General features: G+C 44.9%; 15 protein-coding genes and 1 pseudogene. 12 read left to right on the top strand and 4 right to left on the bottom strand.

The window, feature by feature from the left end; all coding sequences use genetic code 11:
- Positions 1–23: 23 nt before the first annotated feature.
- Complete coding sequence (locus tag BHE18_RS03955) at positions 24–3,056, bottom strand: efflux RND transporter permease subunit (protein ID WP_071617340.1); 3,033 nt, start codon at positions 3,054–3,056, stop codon at positions 24–26.
- A 1,087-nt stretch (positions 3,057–4,143) separates the two neighbouring features.
- Between BHE18_RS03955 and BHE18_RS03960 the strand changes: the two genes are divergently transcribed.
- The 10 genes from BHE18_RS03960 (at position 4,144) to BHE18_RS04010 (ending at position 12,241) form a co-directional block, all read left to right on the top strand.
- Positions 4,144–4,683 (top strand): sigma-70 family RNA polymerase sigma factor, encoded by a 540-nt coding sequence (locus BHE18_RS03960; RefSeq protein WP_235860245.1) that lies wholly within the window; start codon positions 4,144–4,146, stop codon positions 4,681–4,683.
- Entirely contained in the window at positions 4,676–6,091 is a 1,416-nt protein-coding gene (locus BHE18_RS03965) for a DUF4179 domain-containing protein (protein WP_071617342.1), read from the top strand. Before BHE18_RS03960 ends, BHE18_RS03965 begins: the two co-directional genes overlap by 8 nt.
- A 152-nt stretch (positions 6,092–6,243) precedes the next feature.
- Positions 6,244–6,594: a VOC family protein gene (locus tag BHE18_RS03970; protein WP_071617343.1), complete on the top strand. Its 351-nt coding sequence runs from the start codon at positions 6,244–6,246 to the stop codon at positions 6,592–6,594.
- A gap of 51 nt (positions 6,595–6,645) precedes the next feature.
- Positions 6,646–7,074, top strand: a complete 429-nt coding sequence (locus BHE18_RS03975; protein ID WP_071617344.1) for a hypothetical protein — start codon at positions 6,646–6,648, stop codon at positions 7,072–7,074.
- Positions 7,075–7,585: 511 nt separating this feature from the next.
- Positions 7,586–8,107: a hypothetical protein gene (locus BHE18_RS03985; RefSeq protein WP_071617346.1), complete on the top strand. Its 522-nt coding sequence runs from the start codon at positions 7,586–7,588 to the stop codon at positions 8,105–8,107.
- Between the two features lie 104 nt (positions 8,108–8,211).
- Positions 8,212–9,321, top strand: a complete 1,110-nt coding sequence (locus BHE18_RS03990) for a HAMP domain-containing sensor histidine kinase (RefSeq protein WP_071617347.1) — start codon at positions 8,212–8,214, stop codon at positions 9,319–9,321.
- Positions 9,299–9,988, top strand: coding sequence for a response regulator transcription factor (locus BHE18_RS03995; RefSeq protein WP_071617348.1), 690 nt, complete (start codon positions 9,299–9,301; stop codon positions 9,986–9,988). Before BHE18_RS03990 ends, BHE18_RS03995 begins: the two co-directional genes overlap by 23 nt.
- Positions 9,989–10,009: 21 nt before the next feature.
- Positions 10,010–10,909 (top strand): phosphotransferase family protein, encoded by a 900-nt coding sequence (locus BHE18_RS04000; RefSeq protein ID WP_071617349.1) that lies wholly within the window; start codon positions 10,010–10,012, stop codon positions 10,907–10,909.
- Positions 10,910–11,370: 461 nt separating this feature from the next.
- Positions 11,371–11,688: a PadR family transcriptional regulator gene (locus tag BHE18_RS04005; RefSeq protein WP_071617350.1), complete on the top strand. Its 318-nt coding sequence runs from the start codon at positions 11,371–11,373 to the stop codon at positions 11,686–11,688.
- Entirely contained in the window at positions 11,675–12,241 is a 567-nt protein-coding gene (locus tag BHE18_RS04010) for a DUF2812 domain-containing protein (protein WP_071617351.1), read from the top strand. Before BHE18_RS04005 ends, BHE18_RS04010 begins: the two co-directional genes overlap by 14 nt.
- A 402-nt stretch (positions 12,242–12,643) precedes the next feature.
- On the opposite strand, the gene BHE18_RS04020 is transcribed toward BHE18_RS04010, so the two are convergent.
- Positions 12,644–12,922, bottom strand: coding sequence for a hypothetical protein (locus BHE18_RS04020; protein ID WP_235860246.1), 279 nt, complete (start codon positions 12,920–12,922; stop codon positions 12,644–12,646).
- Between the two features lie 42 nt (positions 12,923–12,964).
- Positions 12,965–13,588: an HNH endonuclease family protein gene (locus tag BHE18_RS04025; RefSeq protein ID WP_071617353.1), complete on the bottom strand. Its 624-nt coding sequence runs from the start codon at positions 13,586–13,588 to the stop codon at positions 12,965–12,967.
- Between the two features lie 448 nt (positions 13,589–14,036).
- Between BHE18_RS04025 and BHE18_RS04030 the strand changes: the two are divergent.
- Positions 14,037–15,227, top strand: a pseudogene (locus tag BHE18_RS04030) (dicarboxylate/amino acid:cation symporter).
- A 351-nt stretch (positions 15,228–15,578) separates the two neighbouring features.
- Here the strand turns inward: BHE18_RS04030 and BHE18_RS23125 are convergent.
- Positions 15,579–15,728, bottom strand: coding sequence for a hypothetical protein (locus BHE18_RS23125; protein ID WP_171910648.1), 150 nt, complete (start codon positions 15,726–15,728; stop codon positions 15,579–15,581).
- Positions 15,729–15,855: 127 nt separating this feature from the next.
- Here BHE18_RS23125 and BHE18_RS04035 point away from each other — a divergent pair, with 127 nt between their 5' ends.
- Positions 15,856–16,203 (top strand): hypothetical protein, encoded by a 348-nt coding sequence (locus tag BHE18_RS04035; protein WP_083573610.1) that lies wholly within the window; start codon positions 15,856–15,858, stop codon positions 16,201–16,203.
- Positions 16,204–16,276: the final 73 nt, after the last annotated feature.

Raw genomic sequence — 16,276 nt, forward strand, 5'->3', positions numbered from 1 at the left:
GCCTTCAAACCTAATCTACATTCCTACTGAGCTATTTTTTCTTCACCCTCCAATTGCTGAGTCCTCTGGCGCTTCGATTTCCTAAAGTAAAGCAATTCATAGAACACAGGGACGACAACCAGGGTCAGCACAGTGGCGCCGGCAAGACCGCCGATGACCACAACAGCAAGCGATTTTGATACCAGACTTCCATCTTCAGTATGACCGAATAGAAGCGGAAGCATGGCACAGATGGTGGCAACCGCCGTCATCACGACTGGACGGAGACGGGTTCCGCATGCTTCGATAATCGCGTCGCGGATGATCATTGTTTCTTCGTTCTGTTTGACGCGGTCGATCAGGACGATGGCGTTCGTGACGACGATCCCGATCAGCATCAGTGCTCCGATGAGAGCTGTTGCGTCTGCAGGCACCCGGGCGATGAGCAGTCCGAGGACGGCTCCGATTGAGGCGAGCGGCAGCGTGATCAAGATGGCCAGCGGCGCTTTCAGCGTTTTAAAAGTAAGGACCATGATCAGGTAGACGATCAGGATGGAAGCAAGCATCGTCATACCTAGGTCCTTGAAGTCATCCGCCTGCTGAGCGGCTGCTCCGCCGGTATCCAGAGATACGCCTTTCGGAAGGTCGATATCCTTAATTTCCGTAGCGATATTTTTCGAAATGACTGATAGTTTTTCCGGCTCCACTTCTGCGGTGATCCGGACATATAAGTCACCATCTTTATGCAGGACGGTGCTTGGTTTCTCTTCTTCCGTGATGGAAGCAACGTCGGTAAGCGGCTGTATGCCGGAGCTTGTAGCGATCGTCAAGTCTTTCAGGTCGGACAACGTATCCGGGTTGACGCCGGCATCCAGGTACACTGGAGTAGGTGCATCATCCAGGTTGATGGCCCCGATCGGCTGCGGATTCAGCAAGGAGCGGATCTGCATCGCTGTTTGCTGGGCATTCGCTTTCTCTGTGTTGACGTTCACCGTGAAGACAGGTGATGTTTTCTCCTGGTTGCTCGAGACTTTTTTCACTCCGTCCACTTCGCTGATTTTATCCATTAGCGTTTTTGAAGTGGTCAGAAGTTCATCGGTGTCATTTCCGACGACGTCATAGGTGATGCTTGAGTTGGATGATCCCCCGAAGATGGACGAAGGAGAAGCGGTGATGGTCACGTCCTTTTCCTCTTTTTTCGCTTCATTCACCTGATCGATGAAGGATTCGGCATTCCCGTCTTCCTTCATGATGACGGTATAGAAAACGGTGTCTGAATCACTCACGGCTCCGTATTGGGCATTCTCTTCACTTGAGCCGTACTGGGTAATCAGATGGTCGTATCCTTCAAACGATGAAATTTTTTCCTCGAAGTCTGTCATGCGCTGCTTCACAGTGTCTGCCGGCGTATCACTCGGGAATTCCATCGTGACAGCGACAAAAGAAGCATCATTTGCATTGGTTGCTGCTTTTGGCAATGTGATGTAAAGGGCGATCGATCCCCCGAACACTAGAATCGCCAGCAGTATTGGAACGAATTTATGATTTAATGACCATCGCAGCACGTTCACATAACGGTGAGGCGGGCGGTGGCTTGGCATTGAAGTGTTTTTCAACATGCCGCGGCTAAGCAATGGCACGACGGTCAAGGCTACAAGCAGGGAAGCAAGTAGCGAGTACGTCACCGTCAATCCGAATGGAAGCAGGAACGCTTTCAGCGATCCGTTGACGAGTCCCATCGGCAGGAAGACGGCCACGGTGATGAGAGTGGACGACGTGATGGCCCGCGAAACCTCCATGGTGGATTGGAGCACGTTCTGTTTCGTGATCTTCTCATTCTGGCTGCGCCGGAAGATGTTTTCGACGACGACGATGCTGTCATCGACCAGTCGCCCGACCGCCACTGCCACCCCTCCGAGAGTAAGGATGTTCAACGTGACTCCGGATAACCACAGAAGGAAAAGCGTAATGCAGAGTGATAATGGAATCGAGACGGCGGTCACGAGTGTCGGCTTGAATTTTCTCAGGAACAAAAGAATGACAAGTGTTGCGAACAGAGCACCCAGGGCCACTTCCCGCACCATACTGTTCACCGAGTTCTCCACCATTTCACCCGTTGTGAACAAAGCGGTGGCTTCGACCCCTTCATAATCGCTGTTGATTTTATCAACCGTTTCTGTCACTTGATCTCCTGCCGTAACGGCACTGGCATCACTTTCTTTAAAAAGGACGACGGCGAGCGCTTCTTTCCCGTTAACCCGCGTGATGATGTCTTCGGGCTTCACTTTTTCAACAGTTGCGATGTCTTTCAGTTTGACTTCAGGAGCATTCGGAACCTGCATTGGAACGGACAGGTTCTTCAGGGCGTCCACGGAAGTCAGATTATCCGTGACGTTGATGGTACTCTTTTGACCATCGATGGTGGTGCTGCCGGCAGAGGTTGTAACATCCTGTCCCTGGAGCACTCCCATCACCGCGTTGACCGGGATTTGTAACTTTTCAAGCTTGTCGTGGTCAAGATTGATTTGGACACGCGGGCTGTTTTCACCGGCGAAGGTGACTTGTGAAAGACCGGACTGCTCCTCGAACAACGGTCTGAACTCATCGTTGGCAAGATCAATATTTTCTTTCGTCAATCCGTCATCGAATGTCACCGACACCTGACCAATCGGAATCATGGAAGTATTCAGCTGCGAAATCAGCGGCTCTCCCACTCCTTCAGGAAGACGGATTCCTTTGATCGCGTCCTCGACTTTATTCTTGGCTTCTTTCATATCGGTTTTTGAATCAAAGTTGAGTGTGACCTGGGAATATCCCTCCCCGGTCGTGGACAGGATCGATGTTTTTCCTGAAATCGACGTGACCGCCTGCTCCACGGGTTCTGTGATATTCGTTGTCATGGAACCGGCGTCATACCCCTGCGCCAGGGTGACGACCGTAACTTGCGGATTGTCCGCTTCAGGCAAAAATTCCATGGGCAGACGGAAATAACTGATGATACCGATAATCAATGTGATCACGACCAAAAGGCCCATGGCTGCCTTATTGCGAAACCCCCAATTTATTAAAGCTTGCATGTGTTTCCCCCCCTAATACGGATGGTTTATTTTTCCTTATTTATAAAGATACTGTATTGCTGCCTGATTCACAGCCTCCTCCAGGCCAATATTCACCTAGGTCTTGAGGCGTAGATCATCCTCCTTTGCTTTGGCAGAGCGGGGACGAATCTTTTTATGTACAAAATGAAAAAACATTGTTCCCCTGATAACCCAAACGAATAGCCACAAGATACATTTTACTGAGGAGCCGGGCAAGGTATTCTTAAAAGTCTGTAAAAATTTTTAAAGAACCGGCCGCCTTATCTGTTAAAATATTCCTGTTACAATATAGTATTATAGACCTAATGGTGAGCGGTGGGAATATCGAATTGCAGGATTTTGTGAAAATAATAGGGTTTTATAAGAAAAATAGGGCGCGGCTCATCAAAAAGATTCACTATACGATTGAGTCACCTGTAAAAACGGGCAGAAGCACCGAGGCGCGCCACCCAAAAACATCCCAAACTAAAAATACATTCCACTTTCCACATTTACGTGCAGCTTTTGAAAAATACGATCCACTTTCCACATTTACGTGCAACATTTAAAAAATACATTCCACTTTTCCTGTTTATCAACCAACTTGTCGAAAAATCTTTGTATGATCGGGGGACGGTTTTAAAAGTAGGATGGGAACCGTCCCCGTTCTCGATGTAAATAAAGGACTTCAAAAATGATAGAGTGGAGCTGTTTTCACTCTACTTTTCTCTTTTTATTTGAAAAAACTTCACTGAACGGCCGCAATCATGATGAAAAGCAGGAAAAAGTGAAGCCCGGATAACCTCGAATTAAACATAAGAGCCACTTTCAGGATTTACGAGCCACATTCAAAAAATGCAAGCCACTTTTTCCCTTTTTCAAGCCACTTGTCGAAAAATCTTTGAGGCATCGGTATAAGCTGAATTGCCGCGAAGATTCCAGGATGCGGGATGAGGACCATCCTGGAAACTGCATATTTTTGAACGTATGTATCAACTTACATGATATGATTTTCAAGAAAAATACATAAATTTGAAACTTTTCTACCGAATAGATCCCACTAATGAGTAAAGGGGGGCAAAAACAGGTGCAAAATGATAGTAACCGTCTCATAAAAAAAGCAATAAAAGGGAATAAGAATGCTTTTGAAAAGTTAGTTCAGGAGCATTACGAAAGAATCTACAGGACCGCTTATCTGTATGTGCACAACGAAGAGGATGCCTTGGATGTCGTCCAGGAAGCAGCCTATCAGGCCTATAAATCGATCCATTCGTTGAAACAACCTGAGTATTTCTTGACCTGGCTGACGAGGATCGTGATCCACTGTGCGGTGGATGTGATCAGAAAGCGAGAAAAAGTGGTGTCGATGAACGATGAGTATTTGTACAACCTGCCGGATGGATCAACTCCAGACATTGAGGGGTCTTCACAGTTGTTACAGGCCATTGGGCAGCTGAAACACAATCACCGAACCGCCATTATCCTATTCTACTATCATGACTATTCCATCAAGACGATCAGCACTGTGATGGACATCCCGGAGAACACCGTGAAAACGTACTTAAGCAGGGGTAAGGCCGAGTTGAAAAAGGTTTATGAAAAAGAGGAGGAAAGATCTCATGGATAACAATGAATTCAAAAGTACAGTTGAAGAAATACCGGTGCCGAAAGAAAAAGTATTGAATGCCATTTCCAATGGGATCAACCGGGACGGGAAAAGTGGTCATGGAAAGAAAAAGAAGATACTTGCCGGTGCAGCCTCTGCAGCCGCTGTCCTTGGAATCACAATTGCATCCGGTTTTGTAAGTCCTGCGATGAATAATGTCTTGGCAAACGCTCCGTTAATCGGCGGGATTTATCAAGAATTTAACGATCAAAGGGGTGTGGAGCTCGCCAGTCAGAATGCCGTCACCGAGCTGGATCAAGCTGTTACGAAAAATGGAGTGACAGTCAAATTGACAAGCGCTTACTTTGATGGCAGTGTCGTGTCCATCACAGGTTTTGTAGACGACGGGGTTGAGAAAGGTCGTAACGAAGAAGGCGAAGTCAGCTTTGATGTGAACTTTGAAAACAATAAGGGAGACAATGATCCCTGGTTGAACGGTCAGTCAAGGGATATCCGAAAAGTGGATAATGGGTACAACTTTCAATGGAAAATGGACTATCCCCATCAAGCATTCAAGGAGGATTTCAGTCTTCCGGTGACAATCCATAACATCAACGGTATTCAGGGGGAGTGGAAGTTTGATATTCCGGTCAGGCAGGAGCTGAATAGCGCCGTTGCTATTGATCAAGCCCACGAGTACCCGGACAAGGGGAACATCATCCGGATTAAAGAAATCCTTACCGCAAAAGAATCGTCTTCCCTTGTTTACGAAACCACTCAAAAATACAAGTTTGACAACATAAGGATTTCAAAAGCGGTTGATGAAAAAGGGAATGAGTACAGATTTGGAAACCAAACGATACTCGAGGAGTCGGAGCTGGAAGGTGATTATCACAGTACCGTGCGGACAGAAATGACCAAGCTGAAGGCCGATGCGACTTCCCTGACTTTTTATCCTCAGGTAAATATAGCAGCTCCAAGAGAAGAGCAGCTGCTGGATAAGAAGACATTCACGTTAAAAAGCGAACGCTTGAATTTAGGCCTGCAAGTAAATGACGTCATTCAGCAAGGAGATCAATTAGTCGTGGATTATCAACTTACCGGCCTTCCAAAGAACATAAGTGAACATAAACAGGAAGTCATCGATCATAATTTGGGGTATGCGTTCTGGCTGGTCGATAAAGAGTATGTATCAAAAATTGACCCGGACAATCCGTATCCGCCTAAGAATCATGGGATTACGTTAAACAAAGTGAAGGTTATTGATAAAGCCACTGCACATTACCAATCCACATTCGATTTGAATGGAGAAGACAACATACAGGACTTTAATCTAGAAGACACGGTCCTCATGTTTGAATTTTCATCGTTTGTTTCTTCTGAGGAGTTGAAACCATTTACGGTTGAGGTCCCTGAGGTGGATGAATAAATAGTAGGGACAGGAAGAAAAGCAGGGTGGTGACTTTTAAGGGTCATCGCCCCATTTTTTTGTGTGAAAATTATCTTGAGTTAGTTGTCCTGTTTTGAAATAATTGGTAGTGAGTTTAAAAATTTCAAGGGGAAAGCAAAGGGGGAAATGTTATGTCAAAACCAATCGTCAATCAAATCGGGGCTGCCTTCATTCCTGTGAGTGATATTGAAAGGGCAAGGGACTGGTATTGCGACATATTGGGAGTACCGGCAGATGGGGAGATTTTATTCGGTCACCTGTACATACTGCCCATGAACGGAACGGACATTGTACTCGACAGCAAAATTTATTCAGAGGAAACGATCTATAAAGCACCGCCTTTCCATCTCAACACCAATGATATCGAAGAAGCCTATGAATACATGAAAAGCAAAAACGTAGAACTCACAACCGGCATTGAAGGGAACTGGTTCAATTTTAGGGATCCGGACGGGAATCATTTGATGATTTGTCAGTGTTAGGAGGTTCACTGAACGGGGATACAAGCATAAAGATGTAGGCAGGGGATATCTGTGCATCCAATAACCGTAATAGAGATTTTAATGTCTGCTGCTCTGATTCTTATTCTTTTTGTTACCGCCATTTTAATGCCGGCAAAGATAAGAAAGTTGAGTATCATTGCTGCTTTCTCCGCCACTGTACTCATACTGTTATTCTTTACTTTTCGTCCCTTTTGGATCGATTATCAGGTATCCAGGAAGACAGAACAGCTCAATCAATATCTTGAAGGAAAGTACCCCGGTCAAGAATGGGAAGTCAGCCGTCGAATCGGGAGGCAGTACAACCCTTATCATATGATGGTGGAGTTCGAAAACGAAAAAGGGTGGACGTATACTTACTCTGTTGTAGATGAAAAAAATATATGTCAAAGCGTTTGGACACCTCCGGAGGGCAGGCTGCCAAATGAAGGGGAACATTTTGAACATGACGATTGTGATTGAATGCCTTTAGCAGTGGATGGGAAGGTTTACAGCTTTTTTATTTAGGCTCTTTTCGCATGCTTTGTTGTGTTACACACTAGGAAATACCGGAACGTGGGTATTTTCGGCTTGTCCGTCAGTCTGTTGTTTGAACTTGAGTTCGGAAAGAGCACGTCCACAAGCTATAATCAGGCTGCAAGCCAATTTACGAAAAGCAACAATCGTTTAGTCTGCGAAAAGAGCTTTCTGAAAACAGATTATAAAACACTTGTTCGTATTATTCAAACTTCTTCCTTTACTTTCGTCATGTCTGGATTCAACATTAAATAAAGGAATAGAACAAACTCAGGTTACCCCGACTTCACCTCCACCAAAGCGTTTTGATGTTATCCCCTAGGTTTGCATCTTTCTATGTCTAACATTTAAGAATTAATTAAGAACTACATAAGAATTCGTTTAGATTTGCTCCTTACAATGAGTACATGTCAGCCGATGCGGCGGCAAAAACGTGCATTGATAAGGAGTTTTTAGAATGGCAAAAAAAGTAGGTTATTACTCAGTTTTATCCCACCTCTGGATTCAGTGGATCATGCTGGGGGGCATCTTGCTTAATACGTTTATGGTTTATCCGAATATTTTCCACAACGTACCTGAGACATTGGAATCATCCATGGATTGGATGCAGATTGCAAGCCCCCATACTTATTTTCCGCCTTTGGGATTCGTCAGTATCCTGACAGGTGTTCTGGCAGGAATCTTTGTATGGAAAGTGAAACCGGCAAGAAAATGGGTCCTCTTCAGCCTGCTGGCAATCATATTGGAAGGGGCAGCCTCCATCGTGTTTGAGTGGCCGCGGAATGAAATCATGTTTATTAAAGGTGCTGATGTCCATTCTGTTGAATTTCTAAAACAGACGGTGAAGGAATTCAAGATCGTGCATTGGTTCAGGGTCATGTGTAATATCTTCGGATCACTTTTCATCTTCATAGGATTTATTAAGTTTGATCGTTTTATGACAGCAAAAAAAATTAATCAAAGTGAAGTTAGTAAATAATATGTATGCTTGCCGGACCATCCGCTGTTGGAAACTGGATAAATGTCCAGCTTTTCCGATACTTACAAGGAACATGTAAGTGTGAACGAGGAGGTGATGGAGCGGTGTCCATAAAGAAAAAACTGATTTTATCCAATATCGGAATGATTGTCATACCGATTCTCTGTTTAATCATTGTTGAACTCGCTGCCGGGTATTTGTTTTTCTATCTGCTTGGAAGGGAGCCTGAAGGGGATGACATGCAAGTCTTTCAAACGTTTCGTTTTGGGGCCATGATCGTGATACTGGTCATCACCAACGGCACCCTGACCTATTCTATTTCAAGGAGTATCCTTGAGCCGATAAAGAAATTATCCATGGCGGCAAAAAAGATCAGTGAAGGCGAACTCGATTACAGCTGTGCTTCAGGTCAAAAGGATGAGCTGGGTCAATTATCCAATACCTTTGAAGACATGAGGCTGAAACTGAAGGAAGCAGCAGCAGTTCAACATCAGTACGAGCTGAATCGCCAGGAACTCATTGCCAGTATTTCGCATGATTTAAAGACTCCATTGACCTCGATCAAAGGGTACGTCAGCGGTATTCAGGATGGTGTGGCGGGCACTCCTGAGAAGCTGCATCGCTATCTGTCCAAGATTGAAAAAAATGCTGATGATATGCATGCGCTCATTGATGAACTGTTTCTCTATTCCAAACTGGACCTTGAACAAATGCCATTTACGTTTGAAAAAGTAAAACTAGACGATTATTTTAGTGATTTCATTGAAGAACTTTCAATAACGCTTGAAAAAGACCACGGTAAAGCAGTACTGATCCATGACCCGCTGCAATCCTATCTCGTGGAAGCGGACAGGGAAAAATTAAACAGGGTCGTCATGAATATCACACAAAACAGTCTGAAGTATATGGATAAATCAGTGAAAGAAATTCAGGTCATCCTTAGTGAAAGCAGGGATGAGGTCCAGGTGGAAATCAAAGATAATGGGAGCGGAATCCCGAAAAAGGATATCGCCCATATCTTTGACAGCTTCTACCGGACGGACGAATCGAGAAATTCAGCCACGGGCGGCACCGGGCTCGGGCTCTCGATTGCCAAAAAAATCATCGAAAACCACGGCGGGAAAATCTGGGCAGTGAGTGAGCCGGGAGTGGGGACGAGTATTTATTTTACTATGAAAAAGGTGAATGAGCGTGCAGAAAATATTGATTATTGAAGACGAGACGGATATAGCTGAACTGGAGAGGGATTATCTGGAGGTTAACGGTTTTGACAGTGATATCGCTTTGACCGGGGAGGAAGGACTGAACCTGGCAAGGACTCATTCTTACAGCCTTATTTTATTAGACCTGATGCTTCCGGGTATCGACGGATTTGAATTATGCAAAAAGCTGCGGGAATTCCTGGATATCCCGATTCTCATGGTGACCGCACGAAAAGAAGACATTGATAAAATCAGGGGATTCGACCGCGGGGCGGATGATTATATCGTGAAGCCCTTTACACCAAGTGAGCTTGTCGCAAGGGTGAAAGCGCATATTTCACGATATGACCGGTTAATCAATCGTGAAGCCCGGAAAAATGAGATCGAGATCAGGAACATCAGGGTGGACCTCGATTCCCGGAGAGTATTCTTCGACAATGAAGAAAAAGCATTTACCGCAAAAGAGTTCGATTTATTGGTGTTCCTGGCAACCCATCCTGACAGAGTCTTCAGTAAAGAACATCTATTCGAGCGGATCTGGGGATATGACTCGCTCGGGGACATCACGACGGTCACCGTCCACATCAGGAAAATCCGGGAGAAGATCGAGCAGGATCCCGCGGAACCTGAATTAATTGAAACCATTTGGGGCGTAGGCTACCGATTTAAAATGGAATAGGAATGGGGAGGGGTCCTGAAAATGGACGATAACAGACATTATATAAATGAAATAACCCGTAATTTCCCTGATTTTCACGTGGAAACGGTTCATCTGCTCGGTGAAGGGAGGATGAGCATCGTCCTTGAAGTCAATGAGCAGTGGGCATTCCGTTTTGCGAAGAACGGACAGGCCTCCCGGGATCTTGAAAAGGAAATCAAGCTGCTGCCTGACATTCAGCCGACACTGTCTTTGGCGATTCCATCATTTGATTATATTGGCAGGCAGGCAAATGGGCTTTATTTTGTCGGGTATAGGAAGCTTTCGGGTGATTTGTTGGAGGAAGATTCAATTGCAGCACTCAGTCCAGTTCAAGTCCGGAATCTGATCGGATCCCTTGCTGATTTTATAAAAAAAATGCAAGCCTTTCCAGTTGGACCTGTTGAATCCAGGGCTGTTCCTGCCGTAAACCTTGAAAAAAAGTACCTGCAGCTGTTTAAGGAAGCAAAAGAAAAAGTGTTCCCTCTTATTGACGACAAAACAAAAGACTACGTTTCTGACCGGTTTCACGCGTTTTTGCAATATCCGGATTATCACAAGTATACACCCGCATTGATTCATGGAGATCTTTCCCCCGATCATTTCCTTATTGACAGCAAAACAGGTAAATTAACGGGAATTATCGATTTCGGGGATATGTGCCTATGCGACCCCGATTATGAATTTCTTTATACCATGGAGGATTGTGGAAAGGCATTCACCAGGGATTTATTATGTTCGCTGGGATATTCGGACGTAGAAGAGCGGATGAAAAAAATCTCTTGCTTTGTCACTTTCGATCAAATTCAGTATACGATCGACGGGATTCTCAGGAAGAATGAAGAATGGATGGAGGAAGGATTGTTGGCGCTGGGAAAAGAGATGGAAAGGTGGGAAAAATAATATAAAGGTGGACCCCCGTAAACTCGAGATAATGTTTGTTTCAAATCCATAAGCTGGCAGGTAGAGTAGGGACACAGTTCCCGCTCTATTTTTTTCAGACTAAATGGGCGTTTTATTAAAATTTATCCACTTATATATCTGTATCATGGTTTGAAAGAGTCATAGGACTCTGTTCAGGATTTGTAAACATCTTCTAATTTGAAGCGCATCCCATTTTCAGGATTTACGTTTCATTTCTGAAAAATACAAGCCACTTTTCCCTTTTTGAAAATCTCCGGATCAAAGTCGTTTAGGGCACGCCTCGACATGTATGCAGCTGCCCCTTTCCTGGTGTCAGCTCCTAAATCTCCGTAATCGATTTCTTTTTACTAAATTTGTAAAACATATTGACTATTCAGTTCAACTGTATTATCCTATTATTAAGTTGAACTATATAGTCGAACTGAATAGAGGGTGAAAAGTTGAAACATAAATTATTACCGTTGTCAGAAACCATGCATTATATTTTGCTTGCTCTGCGAGAGCCTTTACACGGCTATGCCGCCATGCAGAAGATAGAGGAGTTGAGTAACGGCACGGTTATTTTAGCAGCCGGGACATTATATGGTGCGCTTGAAAACTTGAATAAGCATGCTTGGATCGAACCGGTTGGAGAGCATGGCCGGAAAAAAATTTATAAGATCACCGCAGAAGGGAAGGCTGTTTTGGAATCGGAAAGAGAGAGGTTACTGCATATTTTATCCCTGTACGAAGGAAGTGAATCGAATGAAGAAATTTAAGATGTTCATTGATATTGAAAAAGAGGAGCGCTGGCTGAACGAGCAGCTGCAAAAAGGCTACCGCTGTACAAATATCAGCGGCCTGGGATTTTATACTTTTGAACGAAGCGACAAGGGATATGTGATGCGTCTTGATTATCAAGATTCCCTTTCAAAGGAAAGGTTCAAAGAGTACAAAGAGATCTATGAAGACTTCGGCTGGAATTATATTGACGGTCCCTGGCTTAGCAGGATTCGATATTGGCAAAAAGAAGATGATCATCAGAATGAAATTTTCTCGGACCGCCAATCAAAAAGGCATTATTATAAAAGATTGAAGAATTATTCGTTTTCGTTTGGAATGCTTTTTTTAGCCTATTCACTCATGCTTTACAAGGATTCCGGATTCTATCATGATGGATTGTGGAATATGGAAGGTTCATTGTTTTGGAAGGCATTTATATTCGAAACCCCATTTGTCCTGTTGAAGTTGACCCCTGCATTTTTGGTAGTTTTATTCGGCAGTAGTTTCTATAAAGCTTATCGAAAGTATTCGATGTTTAAAGAAGAGTAGAATGGGGCAGGTTCGGCCCTGCTTTTTTCTTTTTTTCTCAAATAATTGAACTTTATGACTGGATTCCACCGTGAATAACTGGGAGATGGCTATCTGGTATATGCTAAAACCGCTTGCTTAAATAGAAAATACATTCCACTTTCCTCATTTACATTCCACTTCCAGAAAATACGTCCCACTATCTGAATTTGCGTGCAGCTTTTTAAAAATACATTCCCCTTTTTCTGTTTATCAACAAACTTGTCGAAAAATCTTCGCGAAAAGAAGGACGTAAAAGAGCCAGATTCCTCACCTTCGACAGGCATAAGACTTTTCTTCAGAAAACTTCAACTGCAAGGAATTTTTCAAAATAAAAAACATCCGGACCACCCGAATGTTTTTATCGCAAGCTTTTCTAAAACTTCAAGGCCGCTCCAACACCGAAGCCAGCATCCGGTGGACGACCTCATGATCGCGCGGGTCGTTGAGGCGGTATTCTCCGCCGGGCAATGTATACCATTCCTCGGCTCCGACATAGGTGATCGAGAGTGTCAACAGACCGTCATCATCACAGGTGGTGACAAGTTCAAGCTCTCCGGTGATCACGCCGACTTCGGCGGTCATGACGCCGTGTGTTGCTGTGAAAATGGTTGATTTCTTGTTCAAATGTAGTCCTCCATTCTTACGGTTTGACCGGAACAATTCCCGTACGTGCCGAACGTACGGGAATTTGCTTGATCCGAATTAGTAAACGCAGCTATTGAGCATGCCTTGAAGGGCACTCTTCTCAGAAGACTGCAGGCTTAATCCCCATTTGTATTTCGTGCTGATCCACCACTTGGAGTAACCGCAGGCTGCTCCGGAGCGTGTCGGCTGCCATGTGGATGGGTCCTGGTCGCCTTTGGACCGGTTGGAGCTGGCGCTGACGGCAATCAGCTGAGGGCCGCTGAGGTCATTGGCGAAGTCTTCGCGCTTCTGTGTGCTCCAGCTGCTCGCACCTGAGCGCCAGGCTTCCGCAAGCGGGACGACGTGGTCGATATCAAGGTCGGACGGATCTGTGAACGTGACCCCGTCATAGTAACTGTACCATTTTCCGGACGTCACCGGGCAGCTGCCGCTGTAGTAGTCGGCGTCGCGCTGCAGTACGAGCTGGCGGGTATCACATCCGTTCCCCTGACCGATCCAGTGGGGGAACTTGTCCCGCGAGTAGCCGGTCATGGAACTTTCGGATTTCACAGTGAGCGCGTTCAATTGTGACTGGACCGTTGATTTGGACGGGGTACCGGGCGGGAAAGCAAATGCGGCCGGCAGGAATAAAGCGAACGAGAGCAGCAGTGCAACAACAAAAAACAACGATTTCTTTAGCATGGGTATGCCTCCTGTATGTAATTTTTTATATCAACATCCTCATCTGAAAGAATGAGATGTTAATAGTGAGCCGGCAGTCCAAACAGTGAAGTGATTTTTGAGAGGGCAGGTCATGAGCTGAGTTGCTTCTACTTGAAATGATAGTGGATGGAATAACCTTCAAACAAGTAAAAATATTGTAAATTTTCACAATCCACAAAGGTTGAAGCTATCTTCCTGGTCCTTCAGGCTCATGTGTGCATTACGAGTCGTTAAAGATTGAGTCGTTACACCTATATAGAGAGTTAGGGGAGCGAAACCACTTTCCGTAAAAGTTGCAGCTTTGCATGGAAAAGTACCGTTCCTCTCCTTAATAAGTGATATAATAGGTCTCTAAAAAACTAGTAAAGGCGTAGATAAAATGAAGTACATATGGAAGCAATATATGAAGGTACCATTTGTTTTGAAAATGTCTGTCGGATTCCTTCTTGGAATCGCCGCCGGTCTGATTTTCAAAGCGGATGCTGAAGTCCTGAAACCATTCGGAACCGTTTTGATCCATCTTTTAAGTTTGATTGCGATTCCGGTTATCTTCCTTACGGTGGTGCAGGCAGTGAATAAGATGAGTGTCACCCAGCTTGGCAGGATGGGCTGGAAATTGATTCTCTATTATACAGCGACGACGGCTGCTGCGGTTTTCATTGGTCTTGGATTGGCCTTCTGGTTCAATCCGGGGATGAATTTATCGCTGCCGGACGCACAAGTTGAAGAACCCCAAACGCCACATTTCTCGGATGTTCTGCTTCAAATCATTCCGGACAACATGTTCCAGGCTTTTGCCGGGGGAGACACCCTTGCGATCATGTTTCTTGCCGTGATCATGGGGATTGCAATTTCATGGATGAAGTTTGCTTCAGATAACACGATGACGGAGTACGGAAATCTTCTTGATAAGGTGTTTGCTGCATTCAATGAAATGTTCTACATCCTCCTGAAAGGGGTTCTTGCATACGCGCCTTTCGGTGTATTCGCCATAAGTGCGGCTACGTTCGGCTAGCAGGGATGGGAAACCATCCAGTCTCTCGCAGGTTTCGTAGGGGTCTTTTATGCAGGAATCATCCTTCTTTGGATCATCGTGTATGCAGGCTTCTTGAAGTGGTCGGGTCAACCGGTTCTCCATTTCTTCAAGAAAACGAAAGAAGCATACAGTACAGCCTTTTTCACCTCGAGCAGCATTGCGTCCCTGCCGGTTGCCATTCAGTCAGCCAAGAAAGCAGGCGTCTCCGATAAGACGGCGAATTTTGCCCTTCCGCTCGGAGCCATCTTCAATTCAGACGGCGGTGCGCTAAGGATGGGTGTTTCGATTGTCTTCGCGGCAAACGTGACAAACTTACAGCTTTCAGTCACCGATCTGTTGACGATCGTTCTGGTCGGGACCCTTCTTTCCATCGGAACCTCGGGAGTTCCGGCAGCAGGGCTTGTCACGCTGTCAGCGGTCTTGACGATGTTCGGTTTACCGTTGGAAATTGTCGCACTCATAGCAGGTGTGGATGCGCTCATCGGAATGGGCGGAACGGCTTCCAATGTGATGGGCGATATCGTCGGGTCGGCCGTTGTGGATGAGGATGAAGAGGAGAAAGTGAAAGCTTCGGTGGTATAGATCGTATGAGAATAGGGACGGGCCGCGTTTGAAGAGGTCAGTTCCAGTAATTTTGGTAGAGTGGGAGCTGTTCCCGCTCTACTTTTTCTTTTTATGAGAATTTTTTGTTGGAGCCCTCATAAAAACCAGGATTAGAACAGTCACCAGGTACCTGAATTCCGGCAGTATTAAAATACGAGCCACTTTCAGGATTTACGAGCCACTTTTAAAAAATACGAGCCACTTTCCACATTTACGGTCCACATTTCAAAAATACAAGCCACTTGTCGAAAAATCTCGGGAATGGATCTGCTCCCCCCGGTACGATGATGTCAGGGAGCAAGGTCCTCAACTGCGAATTGTATTCTGCATTTAAATATTATCCGTATTTACCCGTGGGAACTCCTGTTCAAGAGCTGCCGAAGCCCTCGCATTATCATTGTGTCGATCATCTTTCTTGCCATGATCTAAGGCTCTGTATTGTTCGACCTCTTCGGGAGTTTTCTTTTTGTCAGCCATCATGTCACCTCCTATCGATAATATGCTCCATTTTTATAATGAAAATTAAAATGTTCAAAGGATATTTTAATAAGAGAATTTATTATGCCATATTGGAGACTCTTCATAATAAAGAATGAGGAGTGGTATTATGGAATTGAATGGAAGCGATTTTAAGGACAGGGCGCTGCATGCAATGCACGCGTTAACAGACAATATGAAGGAGAGGTTCTATTCCATTGCTGATATTCCAAGCTCTGCGGTCCCGGAATTGGCAGAGTTTGTTAAGCAGCACCCTGACACCGAGGTGATGGAAAAGCATTTACTCGGCAACAGCTACATGTTTTACACACTGAATATGGACAACTATCAGCTTTATTTGGAAACCAGGGAAGACCGGATTTTGCAGCTGGATGGCTATACAAACGGGAAGAAATTCGTTTCACACCGATCCTATCGGGATTTTGAAGATTTACATTCGCCGATTAAATTAAATTGACGATAAGGCAGGCTTTCAATTATTAAGAGGGCCTGTTTTTTTATGTGGTATGATACTATTGTAAATAATGGAA

It is taken from the genome of Rossellomorea aquimaris, from assembly GCF_001877785.1.
In the GTDB taxonomy this organism is placed as follows: Bacteria; Bacillota; Bacilli; order Bacillales; family Bacillaceae_B; genus Rossellomorea; species Rossellomorea aquimaris_A.

What these genes read in the sequence shown, in the direction of transcription:
- BHE18_RS04035 (WP_083573610.1), top strand. Translation starts at nt 15,856, where the DNA reads ATGGAATTGAATGGAAGCGATTTTAAGGACAGGGCGCTGCATGCAATG.
- BHE18_RS04025 (WP_071617353.1), bottom strand. Translation starts at nt 13,588, where the DNA reads ATGCTAAAGAAATCGTTGTTTTTTGTTGTTGCACTGCTGCTCTCGTTC.
- BHE18_RS03970 (WP_071617343.1), top strand. Translation starts at nt 6,244, where the DNA reads ATGTCAAAACCAATCGTCAATCAAATCGGGGCTGCCTTCATTCCTGTG.
- BHE18_RS03955 (WP_071617340.1), bottom strand. Translation starts at nt 3,056, where the DNA reads ATGCAAGCTTTAATAAATTGGGGGTTTCGCAATAAGGCAGCCATGGGC.
- BHE18_RS03985 (WP_071617346.1), top strand. Translation starts at nt 7,586, where the DNA reads ATGGCAAAAAAAGTAGGTTATTACTCAGTTTTATCCCACCTCTGGATT.
- BHE18_RS04000 (WP_071617349.1), top strand. Translation starts at nt 10,010, where the DNA reads ATGGACGATAACAGACATTATATAAATGAAATAACCCGTAATTTCCCT.
- BHE18_RS03965 (WP_071617342.1), top strand. Translation starts at nt 4,676, where the DNA reads ATGGATAACAATGAATTCAAAAGTACAGTTGAAGAAATACCGGTGCCG.
- BHE18_RS23125 (WP_171910648.1), bottom strand. Translation starts at nt 15,728, where the DNA reads ATGATGGCTGACAAAAAGAAAACTCCCGAAGAGGTCGAACAATACAGA.
- BHE18_RS04010 (WP_071617351.1), top strand. Translation starts at nt 11,675, where the DNA reads ATGAAGAAATTTAAGATGTTCATTGATATTGAAAAAGAGGAGCGCTGG.